This is a genomic window from Microbacterium sp. ABR10, assembly GCF_057812175.1.
In genome coordinates, this window is the sequence record NZ_CM173821.1 from 2221322 (window position 1) to 2244271 (window position 22950).

Sequence of the window (22950 nt, forward strand, 5' to 3'; positions counted from 1 at the left end):
TGCATGACCGCGACCGCCGCCGCCCCCGCCTTCACCCGCCCCGACGGGAGCGCCCTGCGCGTGCTCGTCGTCGACGACGAGCAGATGCTCACCGACCTGCTGTCGATGGCGCTCCGCATGGAGGGCTGGGAGGTCAAGACCGCCGGCTCCGGATTCGATGCCCTGCAGTCCGCCCGCGAGTTCGAACCGGATGCCATGGTGCTCGACATCATGATGCCCGACCTCGACGGCATGGCCGTGCTGCAGCGCCTGCGTCACTCGGGCAACGACGTTCCCGTGCTCTTCCTCACCGCGAAGGATGCCGTGGCCGACCGCGTCGCGGGCCTCACCGCCGGCGGCGACGACTACGTCACCAAGCCCTTCAGCCTCGAGGAGGTGGTGGCGCGCCTGCGCGGTCTCATGCGCCGAGCCGGCACCGCGCTGACGCGCGACTCCGAACCGATCCTGCGCGTGGGCGATCTGTCGCTGAACGAGGACAGCCACGAGGTGGTCCGCGGCGGCAAGGAGATCGAGCTGACGGCGACGGAGTTCGAACTGCTGCGTTTCCTCATGCGCAATCAGCGGCGCGTGGTGTCGAAGGCGCAGATCCTCGATCGCGTCTGGAACTACGACTTCGGCGGTCGCTCGAGCGTCGTCGAGCTGTACATCTCGTACCTGCGGAAGAAGATCGATGCGGGGCACGAGCCGCTCATCCACACCGTGCGCGGCGTCGGCTATATGATCAAAGCCCCTCAGTGAGCCTCCCGCCCCGGCCCTCTCCCCCGCTCCCCGAAGAGCCCCCGCGCGAGAGTGTGATCACGCGGCTCCGCCACCCGTGGACGCTGCAAGCGCGGCTGATGACCGCGGTGATCGGCATGGTCGCGTTCATCCTCGTGATGATCGGCATCTCCACCAGCGCCATCCTCAGCCAGGTGCTGTACGTCAACCTCGGTGCGCAGGTCGACGAGGCGGCCTCGTCGGTGCAGTCGCGTACGGCCTTCTCGTCGAGCGCCGAGAGCGTGCTGGAGTCCGCACGGTCCCCCGACGGCACCCTGCTCGTCACGATCTCCGGGACCCGTCTCACGGGGGCCGTGGTCGACGACGAAGGTCCCCGTGAGCTGAGCGCCGACGACCTCAGTCAGATCGCAGACAGCCTGCAGTCCAGCGACACCCTGCAGTCGAGCGACCCCTACGCCCAGACGGTCGACCTCGCCAACCTCGGCGAGTACCTCGTGCGCATCTACCCCGCTCCCGGCGGTGGGGCGTTCCTCGTCGGGCTCCCCCTCTCGAGCGTCACGGGCACGATCGGTGCGATCCTCACAACCGTCGCCCTCGTGACCGCGGGCGGGCTGCTCCTGCTCGCGGTCATCATCGCCATCGTCATCCGCCTCGGTCTGCGCCCCCTGCGCGCCGTCGCCGACACCGCGACACGTGTCGCTTCCATGCGGATGGAAGAGGGCGACGTGTCCATCACCGAGCGCGTGCCCGCCGACCAGGTCGATCCGCACACCGAGATCGGGCAGGTGGGTACGGCGCTCAACACCCTCCTCGACCGCGTCGACGCCTCCCTCGGCGCGCGACAGCGCAACGAGGAGCTGATGCGCCGATTCGTGGCGGATGCCAGTCACGAACTGCGCACGCCCCTGGCATCCATCCGCGGGTTCAGTGAACTGTCGCTGCGGGCCATGCGACAGGCGCAGGACGACGAGAGCCGGCAGCGCGTCGCGCTGGCAGTGGAGACCACGGAACAGTCGCTCGAGCGCATCCAGGCGCAGTCGGTGCGCATGACCCGTCTGGTCGAGGACCTGCTGCTGCTGGCCCGCCTCGACGAGGGACAGGAGCTGGTGTACGGCTCGGTCGACCTGACCCGCCTCGCGGTGGAGGCCGTGGGCGACGCCCGTCCCGCCGGGCCCGACCACGCGTGGACGATCGACGTGCCCGACCGGCCCGTCGAGCTCGCCGGCGACGCCTCGCGCCTGCACCAGGTCGTCGCCAACCTCCTCGCCAACGCCCGGACGCACACTCCGGCCGGCAGCGAGATCGCCGTCTCCGTCACGCACGAAGGCGACGCGGCGGTACTGCGCGTGCACGACAACGGCCCCGGTATCGACCCCTCGGTCGCCGCGCACCTGTTCGAACGGTTCGCCCGGGCCGACAGCTCGCGCGACCGCAAGACCGGCGGCACGGGACTCGGCCTCTCGATCGCCCGCGCCATCGTCGAGGCGCACCACGGGACCATCTCGGTCCAGAGCACCCCCGGTGACACGACGTTCGAGGTGCGACTCCCCGCGAAGCCGGCCGACCCGGCGTGAGCCGCGGGCCGGTCCATCGGGCTGCGGGCGCAGGGCGTCGACATGGGTGCCGTCCGCGACCTGAGCGGTGTCATTTTCGCGTCGTTCAGCGACCCGAACGGCAACACGTGGGAGCTGCAGTCGCTCCGGGGGCTGGGCGGCCCTGACCGGCTCGGCGGGCGGGGGGCTCAGCCCCAGAGCGGCTTCACCGACGCGGCCAGTGCCCGCAGCTGCCCGCCGTCGACGATGACCCGTGACTCCCCGATGCCGAACGCAGGCCACTGCAGGACGAGCTCGAGGGGACCCTCGGGCGGGAGCGGCCAGAGCCACAGGCTCTCACGCATCAAGTACGTCGAACTCCCACCGCCTCCCCCACCGCGGATGACACGCAAGGTGTGTCCGTCGCTCGGATCCGCCGCCGGAGCGCCGAAGCTTCGGTCCTCGAAGATCCGCTCCCCGTCGTCCAGCGCCATCCCCCATCGCAGACGGTCGTCGCCGCTGGCACCTCCTGCGCCGTGACCGGAGAACTCCGTCTGCGCGGCCCGCCATTGCCGATGATCCCGAGAGCCCCGGCGCAGGTGCCGTTCGATCAGCAGTTCGACTCCGTCCGAGAACACGCGTGCGCCCGCGAGCGCGACGACCACATCGTCGCCCCGGCCGATGACTTCCGACACCGCGAAGGGCGCGGGGAGCTCGTCGCCCGGCGGCTCGGACCAGGGCCTGCGCTCGGGCTCCGGGGCGAACACGAGCTCGTCGTCGGGCGGAGGATCAGCCGGGAAGAAGTTCACTCCCCCACTCTTCCGACTGACTCCCCCCGCCGCCACCCCTGATTCAGTACCCCGCGAACGCGTCGGTCGTCAGCGACTTCGCCTTCCCCAGCGCGGGCGCGAGAGCCGCGATCAATCGCGGCGGCCCCGAGACGTACGCCGCGCGCTGCGCGATGTCGGGGACCGCGCGCACCAGCCCCTCGGCATCCACACGATCGGGTCCCGCCCACGTCCAGCCGGCGGGCAGGTCGGTCGGCTCATCGCGCGAGTACACCACGACGGGGATGCCGCTGGCGGCGATGTCGTCGCGGAACGCGAGCTCCGCCGCCTCCGACACCACGTACACCAGCACGGCGTCACGGTCCCGGCCGGTGGCGACGAGGTGACGCAATTGCGAGACGAAGGGTGTCACACCGATACCCGCGGCCACGAGCAGCACGGGCGCTGTCGGGCGGGACGGCAGCACGAAATCGCCCCACACACCGGTGACGGCGAGCGTGGAGCCCGACTCCACGGCTGCCAGAGCTTTCTTGTACGAGGACTGCGACCCGTCCTTGAACGCGATCCGCACCTCGGGAAGGTCTTCCGGCGCCGACGCGATCGAGAACTCCCGACGGGTGCCGCGGGCATCGGGACGTCGATGCGGCACGTCGAGCTCGAGGTACTGCCCCGGGTGGAACGAGAACGGCCGGGCGGCGTGGAACGTCAGCTCGCGCACTGTCGGCGTGAGCTCGCGCCGCCGCTCGACCCGCAGGCGCACGGCCGCCCGCAGACACAGCAGGAATGCGAGCAGGTTGCCGATCAGCAGGGCGCGCTCCTGACCGAGCGTGATGTCGCCGACAGGCACCGGCCAGCCGGCCAGAACGCCGACGACGATCGCGACGACATACTGCTGCGTGCGACGCGGGGGCAGGGTGAGGGGCTCGGACAGCATGAAGGCGCCGAGGAAGAGGAAGGGCGACGAGAACGCCACCTGCATCAGCACGGCGGGTACGTCGACGGGAAAACCCGCGGCCTGGAACTGCACCGTCGTGCGCGCGAACGCCACGATCATCGCCACGGCCCAGAACACCGCAACGATCGGCAGCTTGTCGGTGCGGAGCAGCAGCAGGACGCCGAGCACGAGCACGGGGGCGGCGAGCCAGGGCGAGCCCACCCACCAGGCCGAGGAGCCCAGGTCGGGCGCCCAGATGCTCACGATGGTCAGCACGCTCGCACCGGTCGCGGCGGGGTTGAAGATGTGGCGCCCGCGCCAGACGAGCAGGTACTTCGACGCGGATGCCACGACTCCCGCGAGGGCGAGACCCGCGAGCCCCAGCGGCTCGATCGACGGGCGCAGCACGAACAGCAGGATCAGGGCCGTGATCAGCGATGACTCCAGCCGTCGCGGCATCCGGAGCACGCTCTGGGCGACGAGGTCGGTGGCGGCGCAGGCGAGGGCGAGCACCACCGCGCTGACGACGAGCTCGAGCGGGGCGGGAACGACGAGGCCGACGAAAGACAGCACGAGGGCAAGCAACGCGAGCAGCCCGAGCGACGACAGCACGAGGCGGTACATCGAGACCCGGCCGATCAGGCCGAGCATGCGGGTCGAGCCCGCGGTGAGCGTGACGCTCATGAGAAGACCTCTCCAGTGAATCCGGGCGACCACTCCACGCGGCCGTCGGTGCGCATGCGCACCCAGTGCGCGTTCCAGGATGCCGCGAGCTCGGGGCCGCCGTCGAAGAACAGCGCCGTGGCGAGCGCGTCGGCCCGCATCGCCGTCTCGGCCAGCGCCCAGGTGGCGGCGAACGCCCGCACGGGCGCACCGGTGCGGGCATCGAGCACGTGATGCAGTCCGTCGCCCCACGCGCGGCGGTTGATGGCAGAGGCGCACAGCGCGCCGTCGGTCACGGTGACGACGCCGATGGCGAGGGTGGGGTCGTACGGGTGCTCGAGCGCGACGCGCACCGGAGCACCCCGCGCGGCGAGGTCGCCCGACGCGTCGACGACGACATCGCCGTCGACGTGCGCGCGCACCACGTCGAGCACGAGGTCGACGAGACGGCCCTTGCCCAGCGCGCCCACATCGATGATCGACGTCGTGGACACGCTCAGTCGACCGTGGCGCCACGATACGGCGTCGCGCCAGGTCGGCGCCGGCTCGGTCTCGGCCGAGGGAACGAGGGTCAGGCGCGCGTCGTAGCCCAGGCGGGCCAGCGCTTCGCCGACCAACGGGTTCACCGCTCCGGCGGTTGCGGCATCCAGTTCGTCGTAGAGCGAGAGCATGGCATCCGCGTCGAACGGTGCGGGGACGGATGCCGCCCGGCCCTGCGCGAGCGTCGACACCGTGGAGTCGTCACGGAAACGCGACCACTCCCGGTCGAAGCGCTCGACGAGGGCGGCGACCTCGTCGCGGGCAATCGACGACAGCGGGTCGGCCGTGTCGATCGCCCACGTCGTGCCGATCGCGTCGAAGACCCAGGTCGAGCCCGTCGCGGTCGGAGGGATCATGATGGTCAGGCCTGGGCCTCGGTCTTGATGGTCTCGACGGCGTTGTTGAAGCCGCCGCTGGTCAGCGACGAACCGGCCACCTTGCTCACCGAGATCTCGTCGAGCTTCTTGCCGACGACCTCTGCGGCGATGCCGCCGATGAACTCGCTCTGGTAGCGCCGGGATTCCGCGGCCTGCGGGTCGCCCGTCACGTTCACCTCGGTGATGGTGTCGCCGGCCAGGGTGAGGGTGACGTCGACGGTCTCGACGCTCTCGGGGGTGGCGTACTGACCGGTCGCCTCGTAGGTGCCGTCGGCGTAGGTGCCCGACGTCGTGGCGCTGCCCGTGGCGGCGCTCTCGCTGGGCGCCGAGGTGGCCGCCGGGGCGGCGGTCGTCGCGGCCGGTGCGGGGGCGGCGGCATCGCTGGTCGCTCCGCCGGCGCAGCCGGCGAGGGTGACGATGCCGGCGACTCCCAGCAGTGCGGTGCCGATGCGGACGGGACGGGGTACGGCTGTGGTGCGGATCATGAGGGTCCTCCTTCGGTCGTGCCGAGCTCGTGCGTTCGTGCTCACGGTAGGGACACGACCTTGACGGCAGCCCGGTTCATTCTTTTGCGCCGGCTGTGAGCGACTCCCTCGTCGGAGCGGGCTATCGCGGACGATCCGGGTGACACGCCGCACCCGCGGCATCCGGGACCCGGCCTGTCAGGGTCCGACGCCGCTCGACGGCGCAGCCGCGGCCGACCCTGACGAACTCAGCCACCTCCCCCGAAGGGCAGATGGCTGAGCGTCGAGGGTGCGGAACGCCTACGCGTCGCCGCCGAACATGCTCGTGACCGAGCCGTCCTCGAAGACCTCGTGGATCGCGCGGGCCAGCAGCGGGGCGATCGGCAGCACCGTCAGTCGGTCGAAGCGGCGCTCAGCGGGCAGCGGGACGGTGTCGGTGACGACGACCTCGTCGATCGCGGCATCCTGAAGCCGTTCGGTGGCCGGGTCGCTGAAGATCGCATGGGTCGCTGCGACGATGACCTTGCGCGCACCGCTGGCCTTCAGCGCCTGGGCGGCCTTCTGGATCGTGCCGCCGGTGTCGATCATGTCGTCGACGAGGAGGCAGGTGCGCCCCTTCACGTCACCGACGATCTCGTGCACCGAGACCTGGTTCGCGACCTTCGGATCGCGGCGCTTGTGGATGATCGCCAGCGGGGCACCCAGGCTGTCGGACCATGTGTCTGCGACGCGCACGCGGCCCATGTCGGGCGAGACCACCGTCAGGGTCTCGCGGTCTTCACCGGTGAGCTTCTGCTCGAAGTGCTCGAGCAGCACGGGCTTGGCGAAGAGGTGGTCGACGGGGCCGTCGAAGAAGCCCTGGATCTGCGCCGCGTGCAGGTCGACGCTCATGATGCGGTCGGCACCAGCGGTCTTGAGCAGGTCGGCCACGAGACGGGCGCTGATCGGTTCGCGACCGCGGCCCTTCTTGTCCTGCCGCGAATACGGGTAGTACGGGGCGACGACGGTGATGCGCTTGGCGGACGCGCGCTTGAGCGCATCGAGCATGATGAGCAGCTCCATGAGCCACTCGTTGACCGGCGGACCGAACGACTGGATGACGAACACGTCGCATCCACGGATCGATACCTCGAAACGGGTGTAGATCTCGCCGGAGGCGAAGGTGCGGTGCTCGGTCGGGGCGAGTTCGGTGCCGAGGTGGTGTGCGACCTGGGCAGCCACTTCGGGATGCGACCGACCCGAGGCGACGACCAGTCGCTTCTTCGTCTTGGCGACGAGCCCGGGGGCGATGCCGTTGTCGCGGTCGAGATCTACACGATTCTTCTTACGAGCCATCGGCCGCTTCCTGTTCAGCCCGAGCCCGAGCGGCCACGTCGGCTGCTGCGGTGCCCGGTCGGTTCTTCTCGACCCACCCCTCGATGTTGCGCTGGGGTGCCACGCTCAGTGCCAGAGCACCGGCCGGGACGTCCTTGCGGATGACCGCGCCGGCTCCCGTCTTGGCGCCATCCCCAATCGTAACCGGCGCGACGAAGACGTTGTGCGAACCGCTGTGCACCTCGTCGCCGATGACCGTGCGGTGCTTGGCGATGTCGTCGTAGTTGGCGGTGATGGCTCCGGCGCCCAGGTTGACGCCGCGTCCGATGTCGGTGTCGCCGATGTACGACAGGTGCGGGACCTTGCTGCCTTCGCCGATCGAAGAGTTCTTCACCTCGACGAAAGTACCGACCTTGCCCCGGACGCCCACGCGGGCATTGGCGCGGAGGTAGGCGAAGGGCCCGACGCTCGCCCCCGCCTCGACCACGGCGAGGGTGCCGTCGGTACGGGTGACGGTGGCGCCCTCGCCGACCTCGCAGTCGACCAGGCTCGTGTCGGGTCCGATCGTGGCGCCCGAGGCGATGACCGTCGCTCCGCGCACGTGCGTGTTGGGCAGGATCGTCACGTCGGGCGCGAGCGTCGCGGTCGTGTCGATCCAGGTGGTGGCGGGATCGACCACGGTGACGCCCTCGAGCTGCCACCGACGCACCGTCCGTGCGTTGAGCGTGCGGCCGGCCTCGGACAGCTGGACGCGGTCGTTCACACCCAGTGCGGCGGAGGCGTCGGAGGTGACGGATGCCGCGACCCCGAGCTGCGCCTCGCGCAGCAGGCCGATCACGTCGGTGAGGTACTTCTCGCCCTGCGCGTTGTCGGTGCCCACGAGCGCGAGCTGCGTGCGCAGCGGAGAGGACCGGAAGACGTAGACGCCGACGTTGATCTCGTTCACGGCGGCCTCGTCGGCCGTCGCGTCCTTCTGCTCCACGATGCGGCGGACGCCGTCGGCGTCGTCGCGCAGGATGCGGCCGTACCCGAACGGCTGGTCGACCCGCGCGCTCAGCAGCGTCACGGCCGTGCCGCCCGTGCGATGCGTCGCCAGCAGTTCGGTGAGCGTGCCGGTCTCGAGCAGCGGCACGTCGGCGCTGAGCACGAGCACGTCGCCCTCGAACCCCTCGAGCGCACCCAGGGCGGCCTCGACCGCGCGGCCCGTTCCGGGCACCTCGTCTTGATCGACGACGATCACCCCGGGGGCGAGCTCGGCCACGGTCTCGGCGACGAGCTCGCGCTCGTGCCGCACGACCACGACGATGCGGGCGGGGTCGAGGGATGCCGCGGTGTCGAGCACGTGGCCGACCAACGGCCTTCCGCCCACCGGATGCAGCACCTTGGGGGTGCGTGAGCGCATGCGGGTGCCTTGACCCGCGGCGAGGACGACGACGGCGAGCTCGGTCGTGGAAGTCATGCTCCGCCGCCAGGATTCGAACCTGGACCTAACAGCTCCAAAGGCTGTCGTGCTGCCGTTACACCACGGCGGACCGTGCCCGCGGGCACCGGTCAAGTCTGCCAGACGGCGCGCCTCCGCATCCGCGCCGCGACACCCGGGCCGCCATAATGAGACCGTGAGCCGGGACAGCGACGAGGTCGACCGCATCGTCGATGCGTGGGTCCGCCAGCGCCCCGACCTCGATTTCTCCCCGCTCGAGGTGCTCTCGCGCGTCGCGCGGCTGTCGCGGCACCTCGACATCGCCCGCAAAGAAGCGTTCCGCCGCAGCGACATCGAGTCGTGGGAGTGGGACGTCCTGTCGGCGCTCCGGCGGGCCGGCGAGCCCTACCAGCTCAGCCCCAAGCAGCTGCTGCAGCAGACCCTCGTCTCCAGCGGCACCATGACCAACCGCATCGACCGTCTCGTCGCCCGACGGTTCGTGCGGCGCGAGGCCGACCCGGGTGACGGACGGAGCATTCTGGTGACCATGACCGAAGACGGCCGCGTTCGCGTGGATGCCGCCATCACCCGCCTCGTCGACGCCGAGGCCCTGCTGCTCGAGGGCCTGTCGCGCGGCGACCGCGACCGGCTGGCGACACTGCTGCGCAAGCTCAGCATGGGATTCGACGCGTGAGCGCCGAGGTCGGCTCGCCGTCGCGGTGGGACGGTGTTCGCGCCTGGTTCGACGTGCGCTTCCGCTCCCCCGCCGCGATCTACGGCCTGATCGTGTTCGCGGCGTTCGTCACGATCGCCGACGACCATGCCGAGACGGTGGGCGAGGTGCTGCTGAGCGCCTCGAGCTCGCTCGTGGTGTTCTTCATCGCCCACGTGTTCGCGCACACCCTCACCCAGCACGCGGAGCATGGGCTGCGCCACGCCACCGCCGACGGCATCCGTCATGGCGCCGGCATGCTCTACGCGTCGGTGCCCTCCGTGCTCGTGCTGGTGTTCGCCGACGCCGCTGGCCTGTCGGTCGAGGATGCGTCCGAACTGTGCGGGTGGTCGACGTTCGTGGTGCTCGGGATCCTCGGTTACTTCGCGTACGCGCGGCGCAAGGCGAACCTGGTGATGCGTCTCCTCGGCGCTTTCGCCACCGCGTGCCTCGGGCTGTTCATCGTCATCCTGGAGTACGCCGTCCACTGAGGGGCTCGCACTCCCCCGTCTGGGGAGACCGCGCCGGGAGGAGAATCCGGGAGCGGAGGACGGATGCCGGGCCACTGGCCCTGCGCTCCCGGAATCCCCTCCGCTCCGCTTCGGCACCCTGCAACGGTGCGAGAACGCGCCGGGAGGAACTTCCGGCAAGGGAGGACGGATGCCGTGCGCCCGATCCTCCGCTCCCGGAATCTCCTCCGCCCCGTGCGGCGCGCCTGGGCCGGCGCGACGGGAGAGCCGCGTCCCGTCCGGGTCAGCCGATCGTCTCGGTGAGCTCGAACCACTGCATCTCGAGCTCGTCGCGCTCGGCCTCGAGCGTCGAGATCCGCTGCATCTCCTTGCCGAGACCGACGTAATCCGCCTGATCGTGCTCGGCGAGCGATGCCTTGGCCCGATCGATCTGCTGCTGCAGCTTCTCGATGCGCCGCTCGGTGGCTGATGCTTCCTTCTGAGCGGCCCGGAGTTCCGCGCCCTGCAGGCCGGACGCCGCGGGGACGCCGCCGGATGCCGCGGAGCGTGAGGGCTCGGCATCCTGGATCGCCCGCAGGCGCAGGTACTCGTCGACGCCTCCGGGGAGATGGCGGAGCCGGCCATCGAGGATCGCGTACTGCTGGTCGGTGACCCGCTCGAGGAAGTACCGGTCGTGCGAGACGACGATCAGCGTGCCCGACCACGAGTCGAGCAGATCTTCCATTGCGGCGAGCATGTCGGTGTCGAGGTCGTTGGTCGGCTCGTCGAGGATGAGCACGTTCGGCTGGTCGAGGATGACGAGCAGGAGCTGCAGGCGCCGCTTCTGACCACCCGAGAGGTCTTTCACGGGCGTCGAGAGCTGGGCGCTCGAGAAGCCGAGCCGCTCCAGCAGCTGACCGGGGGTGAGCTCCTGCGACTTCGATCCGGCGCCGAAGGCGTAGGTGGTGCGAAGGCTCGCGATCACCACGCGCACGGGGTCGTCCATGTGCTGCTCGAGCTCGTCGAGACGCTGAGTGAGGGTGGCGACCTTGACGGTCTTGCCGCGCTTCACGCGTCCGCTCGTGGGTTCGAGCGAGCCGGTCACCAGGTTCAGCAGCGTCGATTTACCCGCGCCGTTGACGCCCAGGATGCCGGTGCGCTCACCCGGCGCGATGCGCCATTCGATGTCCTTCAGCACGGTGTGATCGCCGTACGTCACGCCGGCGTCGAGCAGATCGACCACGTCTTTGCCCAGGCGCGCGACGGCGAGGGACTGCAGGGCGACCTTGTCGCGGATCTCGGGCACGTCGGCGATGAGCTCGTTCGCCGCATCGATGCGGAACTTCGGCTTCGCCGTGCGCGCCGGAGCGCCCCGGCGCAGCCACGCCAGCTCTTTCCGAGCGAGGTTCTGACGCCGCTGTTCGATGGTCGCCGCCTGACGGTCGCGCTCGACGCGCTGCAGGATGTACGCGGCGTAACCCCCCTCGAAGGGTTCGACGAGACGGTCATGCACCTCCCACGTGGCGGTGCAGATCTCGTCGAGGAACCACCGGTCGTGGGTCACGACGAGCAGGCCGCCCGCGCTGGGCGCCCATCGCTTCTTCAGGTGCATGGCGAGCCAGGTGATGGCTTCGACGTCGAGATGGTTGGTGGGCTCGTCGAGGAAGAGCACGTCCCAGTCGCCCGAGAGCAGTGTCGCCAGCGCGACGCGTCGACGCTGACCGCCGGACAGGTCGCCGAGGCGCGCGTCCCACGGCAGGTCGCCGAGAAGGCCCGCGATCACGTCGCGCGTACGGGCGTCGCCGGCCCACTCGTGCTCGGCGCGATCGCCGACGACCGCGTGGCCGATCGTCTCGTCGTCGTCGAGGGTGTCCTGCTGGTCGAGCACACCGACGGTCACGCCGCCGCGCACCGTCACGCGGCCGCCGTCGGGCTCGCGGATGCCGGCGAGCATGCCGAGCAGGCTCGACTTGCCGTCGCCGTTACGACCGACGATGCCGATGCGGTCGCCCTCGTTGACGCCGAGCGAGACGGAATCGAAGACGACCTTGGTCGGGTATTCCAGGTGCAGGGCTTCGCCCCCGAGCAGATGTGCCATATCCGTCCCAGGCTACGCGGTGCCCGGCGCGGTGCTGCGCGGTATCCGCGGCATCCCGGCGTGGCATCCGCGATTCCTCCGTCGAACGACACCACGCCGAGGAGAAGCGGTCTCACGGATGCCGCGGACCCGGCGCCCCGCAACCGAGAGAGCGGAGCCGTTCGGAGCCGCGAAATGCCCGCCCACGGAAACGACGCGGGGGCCGTCCGGCGAACCGGACGACCCCCGCGCAGGAAACGGACTGGTCAGACCAGGCCCGCCTCCTTGAGCCAGTCGGCGGCGGCGGTGGATGCCGATGCCTGCTCGCTCCCCTCGACGCGGTCGCGCAGGGCGATCAGGTCGTCGGTGGTCAGCTTGGCCGAGACGGCGTCGAGCGCCTCCTTCAGCTCCGGCGTGTCGATGGACGCGCTGAGCAGCGGGAGCACGTTCTGCGCCGCGATCAGGTTCTCAGGGTCTTCGAGCACGAGGAGGTTCTCGGCCACGAGCGCGGGCGAGGTCGTGTAGATGTCGGCCACCTGCACGGTGTTGTCGACGAGCGCACGCACGGTGTCGGGACCGCCGAAGTCCTCGTAGGGCACGAAGGTCACGTTGCTGACGCCGTACACCGAGGCCAGACCCGGGATGCCGTATCCCAGCTCCGCGAACTGCGGGTTGGCACCGAGGCTGAACGGCTGCACCTTCGCCAGGTCGGCGATGGAGGTCAGGCCGTTCGCCTCCGCGTACGCCTGAGTGACGACGTAGGCGTCCTTGTCTTCGGCCTCGGCCGACGAGTACACGACGAGGTCGTCCGCCGCCACGGCGTCGGTGAGCGCCGCGTCGACGTCTTCGGTCGTGCGCTGGGTGAACTCGGTGTCGTAGTACGCCAGCAGGTTGCCGTTGTACTCGGGGATCAGGTTGATCGAGCCGTCCTGCAGGGCCGGAATCGTCTGCTGACGTGGGCCGATGTTGAACTTGGTCTGGACGTCGAAGCCCTTCGCCTCGAGGGCCTGGGCGTAGATCTCGCCGAGGATCTCGCTCTCGGGGAACGCGAACGACCCGACGGTGATCTGGCTCGAGTCGCCGCTACCGGCATTACCGGTGTCGGGAGCGGTGGGATCCGCCTGCGAACACCCTGCCAGGGCCACGACGGCCCCGACCGCGATGACGCCCGCGGCGACCCGGCCTTTACTGAAAATGCTCATGCTGTGACATTCCTCTCGTGGGTTGGTGTTTCCACCACCGACTCGGGACGGGACGCCCCTCGACGGACTTTGTTTCCTCGGCCGCCGGCGCCGACTCCGGGGCCGCGGGTGAAGCGTTGGACGAGCGCGAACAGCGCGTCGACGACGAGGGCGAACACCGTCACGAGGATGGCGCCGCCCAGGATGCGGTCGTAGTCGTTGAGACCGATTCCGCTGCTGATGATGCGGCCCAGCCCGCCGAGGCCCGCGTAGGACGCGATGACCGCGGTGGCGATGACCTGCAGGGTGCCCGCGCGGAGTCCGCCGATGATCAGCGGCAGGGCCAGAGGGATCTCGACGCGCGTCAGGATCTGCATCTCGGTCATGCCGACCGCGCGGGCGGCGTCGATGACGGGCCGCGAGACCGACTCGAGACCCGCGTACGCCCCCGCCAGGATGGAGGGGATCGCGAGGATGACGAGGGCGACGATCGTGCCCCAGAAGATGCCGGACGCGCCCCTCACGACCGAACCGAGCACCATCGTCAGGAAGAACAGCACGCCCAGGGTGGGCAGGGCGCGCATGGCACCGGTGAATCCGATGACGAACTGGCGGCCCTTCCCGGTGTGACCGATGTAGAACCCCAACGGCAGGGCGATGAGCGCCGCGATCACGACGGCGAGGGCCGTATAGAGCAGGTGCTCGAGAAGGCGGTCCTGGATGGGCAAGGGGGATTGTCCCCCCGGCTGCCAGTTCTGGGGCGCGAAGATCCACGCGATCGCGTCGAGGAAGAGGTTCACTCGCGGCCCCCCGGGAGAACAGCGTTACCCGCGGCGATGGGCGCGGTGCCCCCCGATGCGAGGTGGGTGAGGGCGACGTCGCGCTTGGCGCGTCGGCGCGTGCCCCGGTCGACGCGGACCCACGGCATGAGGATGCGTCCCAGTGTCACCAGGATGAGATCGAACAGGAGGGCGATGAGGAGCGTGGCGATGATGCCCACGGCCACCTCTTCGAGGTTGTTGCGCTGCTTGCCGTTGGTGAACAGGTATCCGAGGTTCTCGGAACCGATGAGCACGCCGACCGAGACCAGGGCGATCGTCGACACCGACACCACGCGGAGTCCCGCGAGCATGACGGGTCCCGCGAGCGGGAACTCGACGCGCCAGAATCGACGCCAGGCCGAGAAGCCCATGGCGGTGGCCGCCTGCTTGGTGTCGGCCGACACCGAGAAGAAGGCGTCGGAGGTCGCGCGCACCATGATGGCGACGGCGTAGATCGTGAGGGCGACGATGAGGTTCGTGTCGCTCAGGACGCGCGTGCCGATAATGGCGGGCAGGATCACGAACAGCGGCAACGACGGGATCGTGTACAGCAGGCTCATCGCCGTGATCATCGTGGCGCGAGCGTACCGGCTGGTAAGAGTCAGGCGTCCCAGCGGCACGGCGATCACGAACCCGAGCACGATGGGGATGATGCTCAACCGGATGTGGTTGAGCGTGAGATCCAGCACGAGGGGGAAGTTTCCCCACAGCCAGGTCACGACAGCGGCTCGTCTCTCAGGGCGCCCTGCGTGCGTCCCTCGGCATCCACCACGACCGTTCCGGTCGGCGTCTGCTTGAGGTGGAGCGCGCGCTTACCCTTCACGGCGCCGATGAAGCTCGCCACGAAATCGGATGCCGGGTTCTCGACGATCTCGCTGGGGGTGCCGACCTGGGCGATCTTGGCCCCCTTTTCGAGGATGACGACCTGGTCGCCCAGAAGGAAGGCCTCGTCGATGTCGTGAGTGACGAAGACGATCGTCTTGCCGATGTCGCTCTGCAGGCGGATGAGCTCCTGCTGCAACTCATCGCGGACGATCGGGTCGACGGCGCCGAACGGCTCGTCCATCAGCAGGATGTTGGGATCGGCGGCGAGTCCGCGCGCGACGCCCACGCGCTGCTGCTGCCCGCCCGAGAGCTGGCTGGGGTAGCGGTCCGCCATCGCGGCATCGAGCCCGACGGTCTTCATCAGCTCGAGGGCTCGCGTGCGCGCGGCCTTGCGGTTCTGGCCCTGCAGCACCGGCACGGTGGCGATGTTGTCGGCGACGGTGAAGTGGGGAAGGAGTCCCGAATTCTGCATCACGTAGCCGACGCTGCGCCGCAGCTGCACGGCCGGCTTACCGCCGATGTCGTCGCCGTCGATCTCGATCGAGCCGGAAGACGGTTCGACCATGCGGTTGATCATCCGCAGCAGCGTGGTCTTGCCGCACCCGGACGATCCGACGAACACCGTCGTCTTACGTGAGGGGATCACCAGGTGAAAATCGTCGACGGCGCGGGTGCCGTCGGGGAAGACCTTTGAGACGGCCGAGAACTCGATCATGGGTGCGACCGACCTCAGTCGGAGACCACGACCTTGCGGTCGAAGGCGACGTAGCCGGCGAAGTCCTTGCCGACGCGGTCGACCGCGCCCGGGCGCAGGTCGGGGTAGGACCACGCGCCATCGGTGAGCTCGGCACCGTCGAGCGAGATGCTCCAGTACTGTGCTGCACCCTTCCAGGGGCACGTGTAGGGGGTGGGGCTCTGCTGCAGAGCACCGTCGCGGACGGCCTGCGGCGGGAAGTACCAGTTGCCCTCGATCGATGCCAGGTCGTCGCGGTCCGCTTCGGCGATAACGACGCCGTCGAGCACTGCCTTCATGGGATACCCCCTTCGTGGCGCCCCGCGGGCACGGCACCCAGCGGTGACGAACCACCTCGGACGAGGGTAGCGAGGTACGGATCGCACGATCTGAAGATTGCCCCGTATGTCCACCTGGGTTATGGTGCCGCGCCATCCGCCGCACGACCCCCTCTGCGACGCCCGCGTCCGCGAGGTCGCGGAGGGTCCCGGTGGCATCGATCGCCTCCGGCGACCTGCACCGGGAGGGATGTCCCTGACCCCGTCGAAGGGACCGGACCGCCGGCGTCAGACCACGCGGGCGCCGGGGACCGGGCCGTGCACGTGCAGCGCGACGAGGCCGGCGGCGCTCAGCGTCACCTGCAGGTCGATCGCGGATGCCTCGTCGGCCGCGAGGAAGGCGAGGGTGGGACCCGAGCCCGAGACGAGACCGGCGAGGGCCCCCGAACTCTCACCGCGTTCGAGCACGCGTGCCAGATCCGGACGCAGGTGCAACGCGGGGGCCTGCAGGTCGTTGCGCAGTGTCGCTGCGAGCATCTTCGCGTCTCCCTGCCGGAGCGCGTGCAGCACATCGGGGTCGACGGCGGGCACGCGCGGGGCGGGGCCGATGTCGACCGCGTGGCGCTCACGATGGGCGTCGAGCTCGCCGTAGACGACCGGCGTCGATATGCCGACGTCGTTGGGTACGAGTACCCAGTCGAACCGGCCGCGTGCCAGCGCCGGACTCAGTTCATCGCCGCGACCTGTGCCCACCGCCGTACCGCCCATCAACGCGAACGGCACGTCGGCACCGAGGCGCGCGGCCAGTCGCGAGAGCTCGCTCATCGGCATCCCCAGCCCCCACAATGCGTCGCACGCGACCAGCGCGGCGGCCGCGTCCGCCGACCCACCGCCCATTCCACCGGCCACCGGCACGGCCTTTCGGATCGACAGGTGAGCGCCGCGGTCCACTCCTGCGGTCTGCGCCAGCAATCGGGCGGCGCGGATGGCGAGGTTGCGATCGTCGGTGGGGACGCCGTCGATGTCGACGGGTCCGCGCGACGACACCTCGAGCGACATCTCGTCGGCGGGCGTCGCGGTCATCTCCTCGTAGAGCGACACCGCCTGGAAAGCAGTCGCGAGCTCGTGGTAACCGTCGTCTTGCACGTCGCCGACCTCGAGGAAGACGTTGATCTTGCCGGGCGCGCGTACGCGCACGGATGAGGGGGTGTGCGTGGTCATCGCCGTTCTCCCGCCCCCGCTCGTCCACCGCTGCCCGCGTGTGCGAGACTGAGGCTTCGGTCCGAGGCCCCCCGCCGCTCCCCAGTCGGTACGGGGAGGTCCGGTCCGGAGCGAGCGATCTGAGTCACTCTTCGACAGTAGCGCTCCGCTCCCCGACGTTCGCCGCCGCTGCCGAAACGTCTTCGAAACCCCGGAACCGTACGGTGACCGGATACCGTCCCCTACCCCCGAGGAGGCAGCATGCGCCCAATGGTCCCCCTGTCGATCGACGCCGATCCCTGGCGCGCGCTGCTATCCCGCTCCGACATCCGGATGCATGACGGCATCCTGCACATGGTCGACGACACCGCGACCCCGGCCGTCGCCGAACGGGAAGACCTGTTGACCGCCGCCGCCGCGATCGAGGCCGCGGGGATCCGCGTTCTGCTGGTGCGCGACGCGAACCGCCGCCCCAAGCTCGTCGTCGACACCGCCCACGCCGAAGCCGCAATCGAGGCGCTGCGCGACCCCGAACTCGGCCCGGTCTACATGAAGGCCCGCGGCGAGGACCCCGTGCCCGCGCACAGCGTGCACCCCACCGCCGGATCCGTACAGGCGTACGCGGTCTTCCGCCCGCGCACCTCGACGGAGGGCTCGTATCGCTACGGCGCATCGCTCGCCCCCCGCCTCGAGCTCTGGCGCTTCGGCGAGAAGACGATCGAAGCGCCCCGTCCGAACGCCCTCAGCCGCCGCCGGTTCGCCGCGACCGACCTCGACCTCGTCGAGGTGGAGCGCTACGGGCGCCGGTGGGAGACCATCTCGGGCATGTTCGACCCCCACCCGAACGAATTCACCGCCGATGTCGACATGGTCTTCTCGTGGGTCGACGGGTCGTCCAGCGAGTTCCAGCGGCAGCGCGCCGCGCGCATGAAGGGGTACGTCGTCGGCGACGGTGACGACAACGCCGCCCGCTACCGCCAGGTCGACGAGTTGCGTTACGCGCTCCGGAGCGTGCACATGTACGCCCCCTGGGTACGCCGCATCTTCATCGCCACCGACTCCCCCACGCCGGAATGGCTCGCCGATCACCCCAAGGTCACGATCGTGCGCAGCGAGGAGTTCTTCGCCGACCCCTCGGTGCTCCCCACGCACAACTCCCACGCGGTCGAGGCCCAGCTGCACCGCATCCCGGGTCTGGCGGAACACTTCCTCTACAGCAACGACGACATGTTCTTCGGGCGCCCCGTGACACCCGAGCTGTTCTTCAGCGGCGGCGGCGTGAGCCGCTTCGTCGAGAGTGGCGTGCGTATCGGCAGCGGTCCCTCGCACATCGACCGATCGGGCCACGACAACGGACTGCGTGTGAACCGCGCCCTGCTCAAAAAGCGCTTCGGCCGGGTCATCACGCTCGACCTCGAACACTGCGCCACCCCACTGCGTCGCTCGGTCGCGGCCGAATTGGAGCAGGAGTTCGCCGACGACTACGCCCGCACCGCCGCGAGCCGCTTCCGTTCGGCGACCGACATCTCGGTCACGAACAGCCTGTACCACTACTACGCGCTGGCGACCGGTCGCGCGATCGTGACGACCGAGCCCCGAACCCGCTACGTGCAGACCACCCAGCTCGACTCCCTGCGCACCATGGAGCGACTCGTCACACGTCGGGACACCGACATGTTCTGCCTCAACGACGGCAGCGTGCCCGAAATCCCCGAAGAAGTGCGCGTGCCGGCGCTCCGAGCATGCCTCGAACGGTACTTCCCGGTCGCAGCCCCCTGGGAGAAGCCCGCGGTCAGCGCAGGATCGGCAGCGGCGTCGTCGGCGGCGACACCGGTCCACTGAGCTCACGCGTGGCCGGGACGACGAGCCCGGCCTCGCGCAGGCGCCGCTGCGACTCGGCGGCATCGACGTACTGCAGCGCCTCGGCTGCCCCGAGCGGGACGACCGAGTGCACGACGGTCTCGTCGTATACGTGGACGATGTTGAAACCCTGGGCCGCGTCTTGCGGGCGCGTTCCCCCCACCGGAACCATGAGGTCCTGCGTGTAGCAGGTGGCGGATGCCACCGACACGGGGATACCGGCGAACGTGGCGAACGTCGAATAATGCAGGTGACCGGCGAGGATCGCGCGGACGTCACTCCCGCGCAGGACGGCGGCGAGGCTGCGCTGGTCGCGGAGTTCTACCGAGGCGGCCAGATCGAGGACGCTCGGCACGGGCGGGTGATGCATCGCGAGGATGGTTCCGAGAGGGGCGGGGGTGGCTAGCACATCGGCGAGCCACGTCAGCTGGTCGGCGCCGACCTCACCGTGGTGGGCGCCCGGCACCGAGGTGTCGAGGGTGATGATGCGGAGGCCGTCGAACTCGTCGACGCGGTCGACCGGCGCGGTCGGGTCGGCGCCGTCGCCGGGAAGCAGGCTCGCACGGAACGCGGTGCGGTCGTCGTGGTTGCCCATGACCCAGACCACGCGCGTGCCCAGGCGCTCGGCGAGCGGCTCCACCAGCGCGCGTACGCGCTCGTACGCATCGGCCTCGCCGAAATCGGCCAGGTCGCCCGTGAACACCAGGGCGTTCGGTCGCACGCCCGACGCGTCGATGGCCGCCACCGCGCGGGCGAGGTAGGCCTCGGAGTCGACGCTGTCGTACAACCGAGTGCCGCCGGCACGTAGGTGGGTGTCGCTGAGGTGCAGCAGCACACGTTCGGCACGGGGGTATTCGGAGTAGCGCATCTCGAGTTCCTCTCGGGCCGTCGGGTGCGGCCTCGTCACCGGCGTGATGCTCCCGGTGCCTCAAAATGTTACAGACATGTTTCGCGAACGCGTGATGAACACGTCGGTAATTCACCCTGACGCGGCTGTGCGCGTCGGCGACACCGCCGTCCAGCTCCTGGCATCCGGAACACGACGGCGGGCGCCGCACCCGACACGCCGCTAAAGACCCGGCGCCCTACGGCGTGTCGCCGAACGCCCCGCCGTTGTGCACCTACGCGCCGCACGCCGCGACCCCGACGGCGCCGCCGGAGCCGGCGCTCGCAGTGGCGGCGCGTCAGAGGGCGGCGACGCGGGCGTAGTCGTCGACCGTCAGCTGCTCGCCGCGCAGCGTCGGGTCGACGCCCGCCTGCTCGAGCATCGCCGACGCCTGGGCCGCCGTGCCACCCAGCACGCCCGCGAGCGCCTGCCGCAGCATCTTGCGGCGCTGCTGGAACGCGGCATCCACGATCTGGAAGGTGCGGCGCCGGTGCTCTTCGGTGCCGCGGGGCTCGGCATCCCGATCAAAACCGACGAGCACGCTGTCGACGTTCGGGACGGGCCAGAACACCTGCCGCGACACCGTCCCTGCCAGACGCCACGAGCCGTACCACGCAGCCTTGACGCTCGGGGCCCCGTAGATCTTCGAGCCCGGCGGGGCGGCGAGTCGCTCCCCCACCTCGGCCTGCACCATGACGACACCGCGCTGGAGATAGGGGAAGGTCTCGAGGAAGTGCAGCAGCACGGGAACGGAGACGTTGTACGGCAGGTTGGCCACGAGCACGCTCGGCTCGCCCGGCAGATCGTCGACGCGCAGGGCATCGGCGTCGATCACCGTGAGGCGGTCGGCCGGCACGTCGTGCGCCGACGCGGTCGCGGGCAGGCGCTCCGCGAGGCGGTGGTCGATCTCGACGGCGACGACCGAAGCGCCGGTCTCGAGGATCGCCAGGGTGAGGGAGCCCAGGCCCGGCCCGATCTCCACGACGCGATCGGATGCCGTGACCCGCGCGGCGTGCACGATCTTGCGCACCGTGTTGGCGTCGACGACGAAATTCTGCCCGAGCTTCTTGGTCGGGGTGACGTCGAGGTCGGCAGCGAGCCGACGGATCTCGGCGGCACCGAGCAGGGAAACGGGCATTGTTCCACTGTAGTCAGGGCGCCGCCAGAACCCCTCCGGCGCGAGAGCCGGGAGTAGCGTGGGCGGGTGAGTCAGACGCAGTCGATCCCCTCCAACGCCTTCACGCTCCGGAGCCCGTACGGGCGACGAGCGATCGGGCTGTCCCTCGCCGCCGCCGTGGGCGGGTTCCTTTTCGGGTTCGACTCCTCGGTCATCAACGGTGCGGTGGACGCCGTCGAGAGCAACTTCGAGCTCAGCCAGGTGCTCACCGGCTTCGTCGTGGCCGTCGCGCTTCTCGGCTGCGCCGTCGGCGCCGTGGTCGCCGGAGCACTGTCGGACCGCTGGGGCCGGCTGAAGGTCATGCTGCTGGGTGCCGTGCTGTTCTTCGTCTCGTCGATCGGCGCAGCCCTCACCTTCAGCGTCCCCGACCTCATCCTGTGGCGCGTCATGAGCGGTCTCGGCATCGGCATCGCCTCGGTCGTCGCCCCCGCCTACATCGCCGAGGTCGCACCCCGCCAGATCCGCGGTTCGCTGGCGTCGCTGCAGCAGCTCGCGATCACGCTCGGCATCTTCGGAGCGCTCCTCTCCGACGCAGTGCTCGCCAACAGCGCGGGCGGCGCCGCCAATGAGCTGTGGCTCGGGATGGAGGCCTGGCGGTGGATGTTCCTCGTCGGCGTCGTGCCGGCGGCGGTGTACGGCATCCTGTCGTTCACCGTTCCCGAATCCCCGCGGTTCCTGCTGGCCAAGGGCCGGGTCGACGAGGCCCGCTCGATCTTCGCCCGGCTCGTGCCGCCCGCGGACCTCGAGAAGACGATGAAAGACCTCACGCAGGCGATCGACACCGACCGCAAGAACGCGAATGTATCGCTGCGCGGACCGGTGCTCGGCCTTCAGCGCATCGTCTGGATCGGCATCATCCTGTCGGCATTCCAGCAGTTCGTCGGCATCAACGTGATCTTCTACTACTCCACGACCCTCTGGAAGGCGGTCGGATTCCAGGAGAGCGACTCGCTGCTCATCTCGGTGATCACCTCGGTCACCAACGTGCTGGTGACCCTGGTGGCGATCTTCCTCGTCGACCGCGTGGGGCGGAAGCCCATCCTCCTGACCGGTTCGGTGCTGATGACGGTATCGCTGGGCGCGATGGCCCTGGCGTTCACCTTCGCCCAGGGCAGGGGCGAGGACGTTTCGCTCCCGGCCCCGTGGGGCACGGTGGCGCTCGTCGCCGCCAACCTGTTCGTCGTCGGCTTCGGCGCCTCGTGGGGACCCCTGGTGTGGGTGCTGCTCGGCGAGATCTTCCCGAGCCGCATTCGCGGTCGAGCCCTCGGCGTGGCTGCCGGTGCGCAGTGGATCGCCAACTTCGCCATCACGGTGTCGTTCCCCGCGATGTCGAGCTGGTCGCTCCCGCTCACCTACGGCATGTACGCACTGTTCGCGGCGCTGTCGTTCTTCTACGTCGCCTTCCGCATCCCCGAGACCAAGGGCATGGAGCTCGAACAGGCTGAGACGTTGTTCGTCGACAAGCCGAAGACCAGAGCGAAGGCATAGCGGATGTCGGAGGGACGGCGCCCCGCGGGGTGCCGCCTCTCGTGCGCGTGGGGTCTGCCGCGGGCGTTACCTCAGCGATTCGCACAGACTCAGCGGCATCCGGGATGAAGCGGGTGAGGTCACGCACATCACTGAGGTTGTGCACATCGCTGCTCTGCGCTCGCCGCGCACAACCTCCACGATTCGCACAGAGTCAGCGGCATCCGGGAAGAAGCGGGTGAGGTCACGCACATCACTGAGGTTGTGCACATCGCTGCTCTGCGCGCGCCGCGCACAACCTCCGCGATTCGCACGAACTCAGCGGCATCCGCGACGAAGCGTGTGAGGTTACGCACATCACTGAGGTTGTGCGCCGCGCCGCGCGCCCTCCGGATCCGTCGGCCGGCGCGGTCGCGTGGATCGCGGTGCGCGCAACCTCCGCGATCTGCACGACCTCCATCGCATTCGGAGGCGCATAGCTGAGCGAGGGCTAACCGAGCGGGTTCGCGCAACCCCGACTACACCCCGAGTCGTA

Annotated in this window: 21 protein-coding genes and 1 tRNA gene; 6 read left to right on the forward strand and 16 right to left on the reverse strand. The window is 69.8% G+C overall.

The genetic code is table 11. The features are described 5' to 3' along the window. The first annotated feature begins 3 nt into the window (after positions 1–3). Both ACXKZF_RS10320 and ACXKZF_RS10325 read left to right on the forward strand, forming a co-directional pair. A complete protein-coding gene (locus ACXKZF_RS10320; RefSeq protein ID WP_243222357.1) occupies positions 4–738 on the forward strand; it encodes a response regulator transcription factor in 735 nt (244 codons plus the stop codon). 98 nt (positions 739–836) lie between these two features. Further along, positions 837–2291 carry a sensor histidine kinase gene (locus tag ACXKZF_RS10325; RefSeq protein ID WP_488984141.1) on the forward strand — a complete coding sequence of 485 codons (1455 nt, stop codon included), beginning with the start codon at positions 837–839 and terminating at the stop codon, positions 2289–2291. A 167-nt stretch (positions 2292–2458) separates the two neighbouring features. Here the strand turns inward: ACXKZF_RS10325 and ACXKZF_RS10330 are convergent, their stop codons facing one another. From ACXKZF_RS10330 to ACXKZF_RS10360, 7 genes are all read right to left on the reverse strand, one after another. Further along, positions 2459–3058, reverse strand: coding sequence for a hypothetical protein (locus ACXKZF_RS10330; RefSeq protein ID WP_488984142.1), 600 nt, complete (start codon positions 3056–3058; stop codon positions 2459–2461). 43 nt (positions 3059–3101) lie between these two features. Further along, complete coding sequence (locus ACXKZF_RS10335; protein ID WP_488984143.1) at positions 3102–4655, reverse strand: FAD-dependent oxidoreductase; 1554 nt, start codon at positions 4653–4655, stop codon at positions 3102–3104. Next, positions 4652–5530 (reverse strand): FAD:protein FMN transferase, encoded by an 879-nt coding sequence (locus ACXKZF_RS10340; RefSeq protein ID WP_488984144.1) that lies wholly within the window; start codon positions 5528–5530, stop codon positions 4652–4654. The genes ACXKZF_RS10335 and ACXKZF_RS10340 overlap by 4 nt, the downstream gene beginning before the upstream one ends. 5 nt (positions 5531–5535) lie before the next feature. Next, on the reverse strand, positions 5536–6036 hold the full coding sequence (locus tag ACXKZF_RS10345) for an FMN-binding protein (protein WP_488984145.1): 501 nt from the start codon (positions 6034–6036) through the stop codon (positions 5536–5538). A 279-nt stretch (positions 6037–6315) separates the two neighbouring features. Next, a complete protein-coding gene (locus tag ACXKZF_RS10350; RefSeq protein ID WP_055957043.1) occupies positions 6316–7350 on the reverse strand; it encodes a ribose-phosphate diphosphokinase in 1035 nt (344 codons plus the stop codon). Continuing rightward, positions 7340–8788 carry a bifunctional UDP-N-acetylglucosamine diphosphorylase/glucosamine-1-phosphate N-acetyltransferase GlmU gene (gene glmU / locus ACXKZF_RS10355; RefSeq protein ID WP_055957039.1) on the reverse strand — a complete coding sequence of 483 codons (1449 nt, stop codon included), beginning with the start codon at positions 8786–8788 and terminating at the stop codon, positions 7340–7342. Before glmU ends, ACXKZF_RS10350 begins: the two co-directional genes overlap by 11 nt. 1 nt (position 8789) lies before the next feature. After that, positions 8790–8861 (reverse strand) — tRNA-Gln (locus ACXKZF_RS10360). A gap of 84 nt (positions 8862–8945) precedes the next feature. On the opposite strand from ACXKZF_RS10360, the gene ACXKZF_RS10365 reads away from it, so the two are divergent. Then, a complete protein-coding gene (locus ACXKZF_RS10365; protein WP_055957038.1) occupies positions 8946–9443 on the forward strand; it encodes a MarR family winged helix-turn-helix transcriptional regulator in 498 nt (165 codons plus the stop codon). Beyond that, on the forward strand, positions 9440–9952 hold the full coding sequence (locus tag ACXKZF_RS10370) for a hypothetical protein (protein ID WP_488984146.1): 513 nt from the start codon (positions 9440–9442) through the stop codon (positions 9950–9952). Before ACXKZF_RS10365 ends, ACXKZF_RS10370 begins: the two co-directional genes overlap by 4 nt. Positions 9953–10214: 262 nt before the next feature. Here the strand turns inward: ACXKZF_RS10370 and ACXKZF_RS10375 are convergent, their stop codons facing one another. The 7 genes from ACXKZF_RS10375 to ACXKZF_RS10405 form a co-directional block, all read right to left on the reverse strand. Beyond that, a complete protein-coding gene (locus ACXKZF_RS10375) occupies positions 10215–12008 on the reverse strand; it encodes an ABC-F family ATP-binding cassette domain-containing protein (protein ID WP_055957033.1) in 1794 nt (597 codons plus the stop codon). A gap of 245 nt (positions 12009–12253) precedes the next feature. Continuing rightward, positions 12254–13189 carry an ABC transporter substrate-binding protein gene (locus ACXKZF_RS10380; RefSeq protein WP_055957029.1) on the reverse strand — a complete coding sequence of 312 codons (936 nt, stop codon included), beginning with the start codon at positions 13187–13189 and terminating at the stop codon, positions 12254–12256. After that, entirely contained in the window at positions 13186–13968 is a 783-nt protein-coding gene (locus ACXKZF_RS10385) for an ABC transporter permease (protein WP_488984147.1), read from the reverse strand. Before ACXKZF_RS10385 ends, ACXKZF_RS10380 begins: the two co-directional genes overlap by 4 nt. Next, positions 13965–14708 (reverse strand): ABC transporter permease, encoded by a 744-nt coding sequence (locus tag ACXKZF_RS10390; RefSeq protein ID WP_055957025.1) that lies wholly within the window; start codon positions 14706–14708, stop codon positions 13965–13967. Before ACXKZF_RS10390 ends, ACXKZF_RS10385 begins: the two co-directional genes overlap by 4 nt. Next, the gene (locus ACXKZF_RS10395; protein ID WP_488984148.1) at positions 14705–15529 is read right to left on the reverse strand and encodes an ABC transporter ATP-binding protein; all 825 of its coding nucleotides are present in this window, start codon (positions 15527–15529) and stop codon (positions 14705–14707) included. Before ACXKZF_RS10395 ends, ACXKZF_RS10390 begins: the two co-directional genes overlap by 4 nt. Before the next feature lie 14 nt (positions 15530–15543). Continuing rightward, positions 15544–15846, reverse strand: coding sequence for a DUF427 domain-containing protein (locus ACXKZF_RS10400; protein WP_055957021.1), 303 nt, complete (start codon positions 15844–15846; stop codon positions 15544–15546). 267 nt (positions 15847–16113) lie between these two features. Beyond that, on the reverse strand, positions 16114–17046 hold the full coding sequence (locus ACXKZF_RS10405; RefSeq protein WP_055957019.1) for a 4-(cytidine 5'-diphospho)-2-C-methyl-D-erythritol kinase: 933 nt from the start codon (positions 17044–17046) through the stop codon (positions 16114–16116). A 240-nt stretch (positions 17047–17286) separates the two neighbouring features. Here ACXKZF_RS10405 and ACXKZF_RS10410 point away from each other — a divergent pair, with 240 nt between their 5' ends. After that, the gene (locus ACXKZF_RS10410; protein WP_488984149.1) at positions 17287–18867 is read left to right on the forward strand and encodes a stealth family protein; all 1581 of its coding nucleotides are present in this window, start codon (positions 17287–17289) and stop codon (positions 18865–18867) included. On the opposite strand, the gene ACXKZF_RS10415 is transcribed toward ACXKZF_RS10410, so the two are convergent. Next, positions 18818–19753: a phosphodiesterase gene (locus ACXKZF_RS10415; RefSeq protein WP_055957015.1), complete on the reverse strand. Its 936-nt coding sequence runs from the start codon at positions 19751–19753 to the stop codon at positions 18818–18820. The two genes, ACXKZF_RS10410 and ACXKZF_RS10415, sit on opposite strands and share 50 nt — an antisense overlap. Before the next feature lie 316 nt (positions 19754–20069). Next, positions 20070–20909, reverse strand: coding sequence for a 16S rRNA (adenine(1518)-N(6)/adenine(1519)-N(6))-dimethyltransferase RsmA (gene rsmA / locus ACXKZF_RS10420; protein ID WP_314455986.1), 840 nt, complete (start codon positions 20907–20909; stop codon positions 20070–20072). 66 nt (positions 20910–20975) lie between these two features. Between rsmA and ACXKZF_RS10425 the strand changes: the two genes are divergently transcribed. Further along, entirely contained in the window at positions 20976–22436 is a 1461-nt protein-coding gene (locus ACXKZF_RS10425) for a sugar porter family MFS transporter (protein WP_488984150.1), read from the forward strand. The last annotated feature ends 514 nt before the right edge of the window (positions 22437–22950 follow it).

Coding starts and splice junctions, on each gene's coding strand:
- ACXKZF_RS10320 (WP_243222357.1), top strand. CDS start 4: ATGACCGCGACCGCCGCCGCCCCCGCCTTCACCCGCCCCGACGGGAGC.
- ACXKZF_RS10325 (WP_488984141.1), top strand. CDS start 837: ATGACCGCGGTGATCGGCATGGTCGCGTTCATCCTCGTGATGATCGGC.
- ACXKZF_RS10335 (WP_488984143.1), bottom strand. CDS start 4,655: ATGAGCGTCACGCTCACCGCGGGCTCGACCCGCATGCTCGGCCTGATC.
- ACXKZF_RS10340 (WP_488984144.1), bottom strand. CDS start 5,530: ATGATCCCTCCGACCGCGACGGGCTCGACCTGGGTCTTCGACGCGATC.
- ACXKZF_RS10345 (WP_488984145.1), bottom strand. CDS start 6,036: ATGATCCGCACCACAGCCGTACCCCGTCCCGTCCGCATCGGCACCGCA.
- ACXKZF_RS10350 (WP_055957043.1), bottom strand. CDS start 7,350: ATGGCTCGTAAGAAGAATCGTGTAGATCTCGACCGCGACAACGGCATC.
- glmU (WP_055957039.1), bottom strand. CDS start 8,788: ATGACTTCCACGACCGAGCTCGCCGTCGTCGTCCTCGCCGCGGGTCAA.
- ACXKZF_RS10375 (WP_055957033.1), bottom strand. CDS start 12,008: ATGGCACATCTGCTCGGGGGCGAAGCCCTGCACCTGGAATACCCGACC.
- ACXKZF_RS10380 (WP_055957029.1), bottom strand. CDS start 13,189: ATGAGCATTTTCAGTAAAGGCCGGGTCGCCGCGGGCGTCATCGCGGTC.
- ACXKZF_RS10395 (WP_488984148.1), bottom strand. CDS start 15,529: ATGATCGAGTTCTCGGCCGTCTCAAAGGTCTTCCCCGACGGCACCCGC.
- ACXKZF_RS10400 (WP_055957021.1), bottom strand. CDS start 15,846: ATGAAGGCAGTGCTCGACGGCGTCGTTATCGCCGAAGCGGACCGCGAC.
- ACXKZF_RS10405 (WP_055957019.1), bottom strand. CDS start 17,046: ATGACCACGCACACCCCCTCATCCGTGCGCGTACGCGCGCCCGGCAAG.
- ACXKZF_RS10410 (WP_488984149.1), top strand. CDS start 17,287: ATGCGCCCAATGGTCCCCCTGTCGATCGACGCCGATCCCTGGCGCGCG.
- ACXKZF_RS10415 (WP_055957015.1), bottom strand. CDS start 19,753: ATGCGCTACTCCGAATACCCCCGTGCCGAACGTGTGCTGCTGCACCTC.
- rsmA (WP_314455986.1), bottom strand. CDS start 20,909: ATGCCCGTTTCCCTGCTCGGTGCCGCCGAGATCCGTCGGCTCGCTGCC.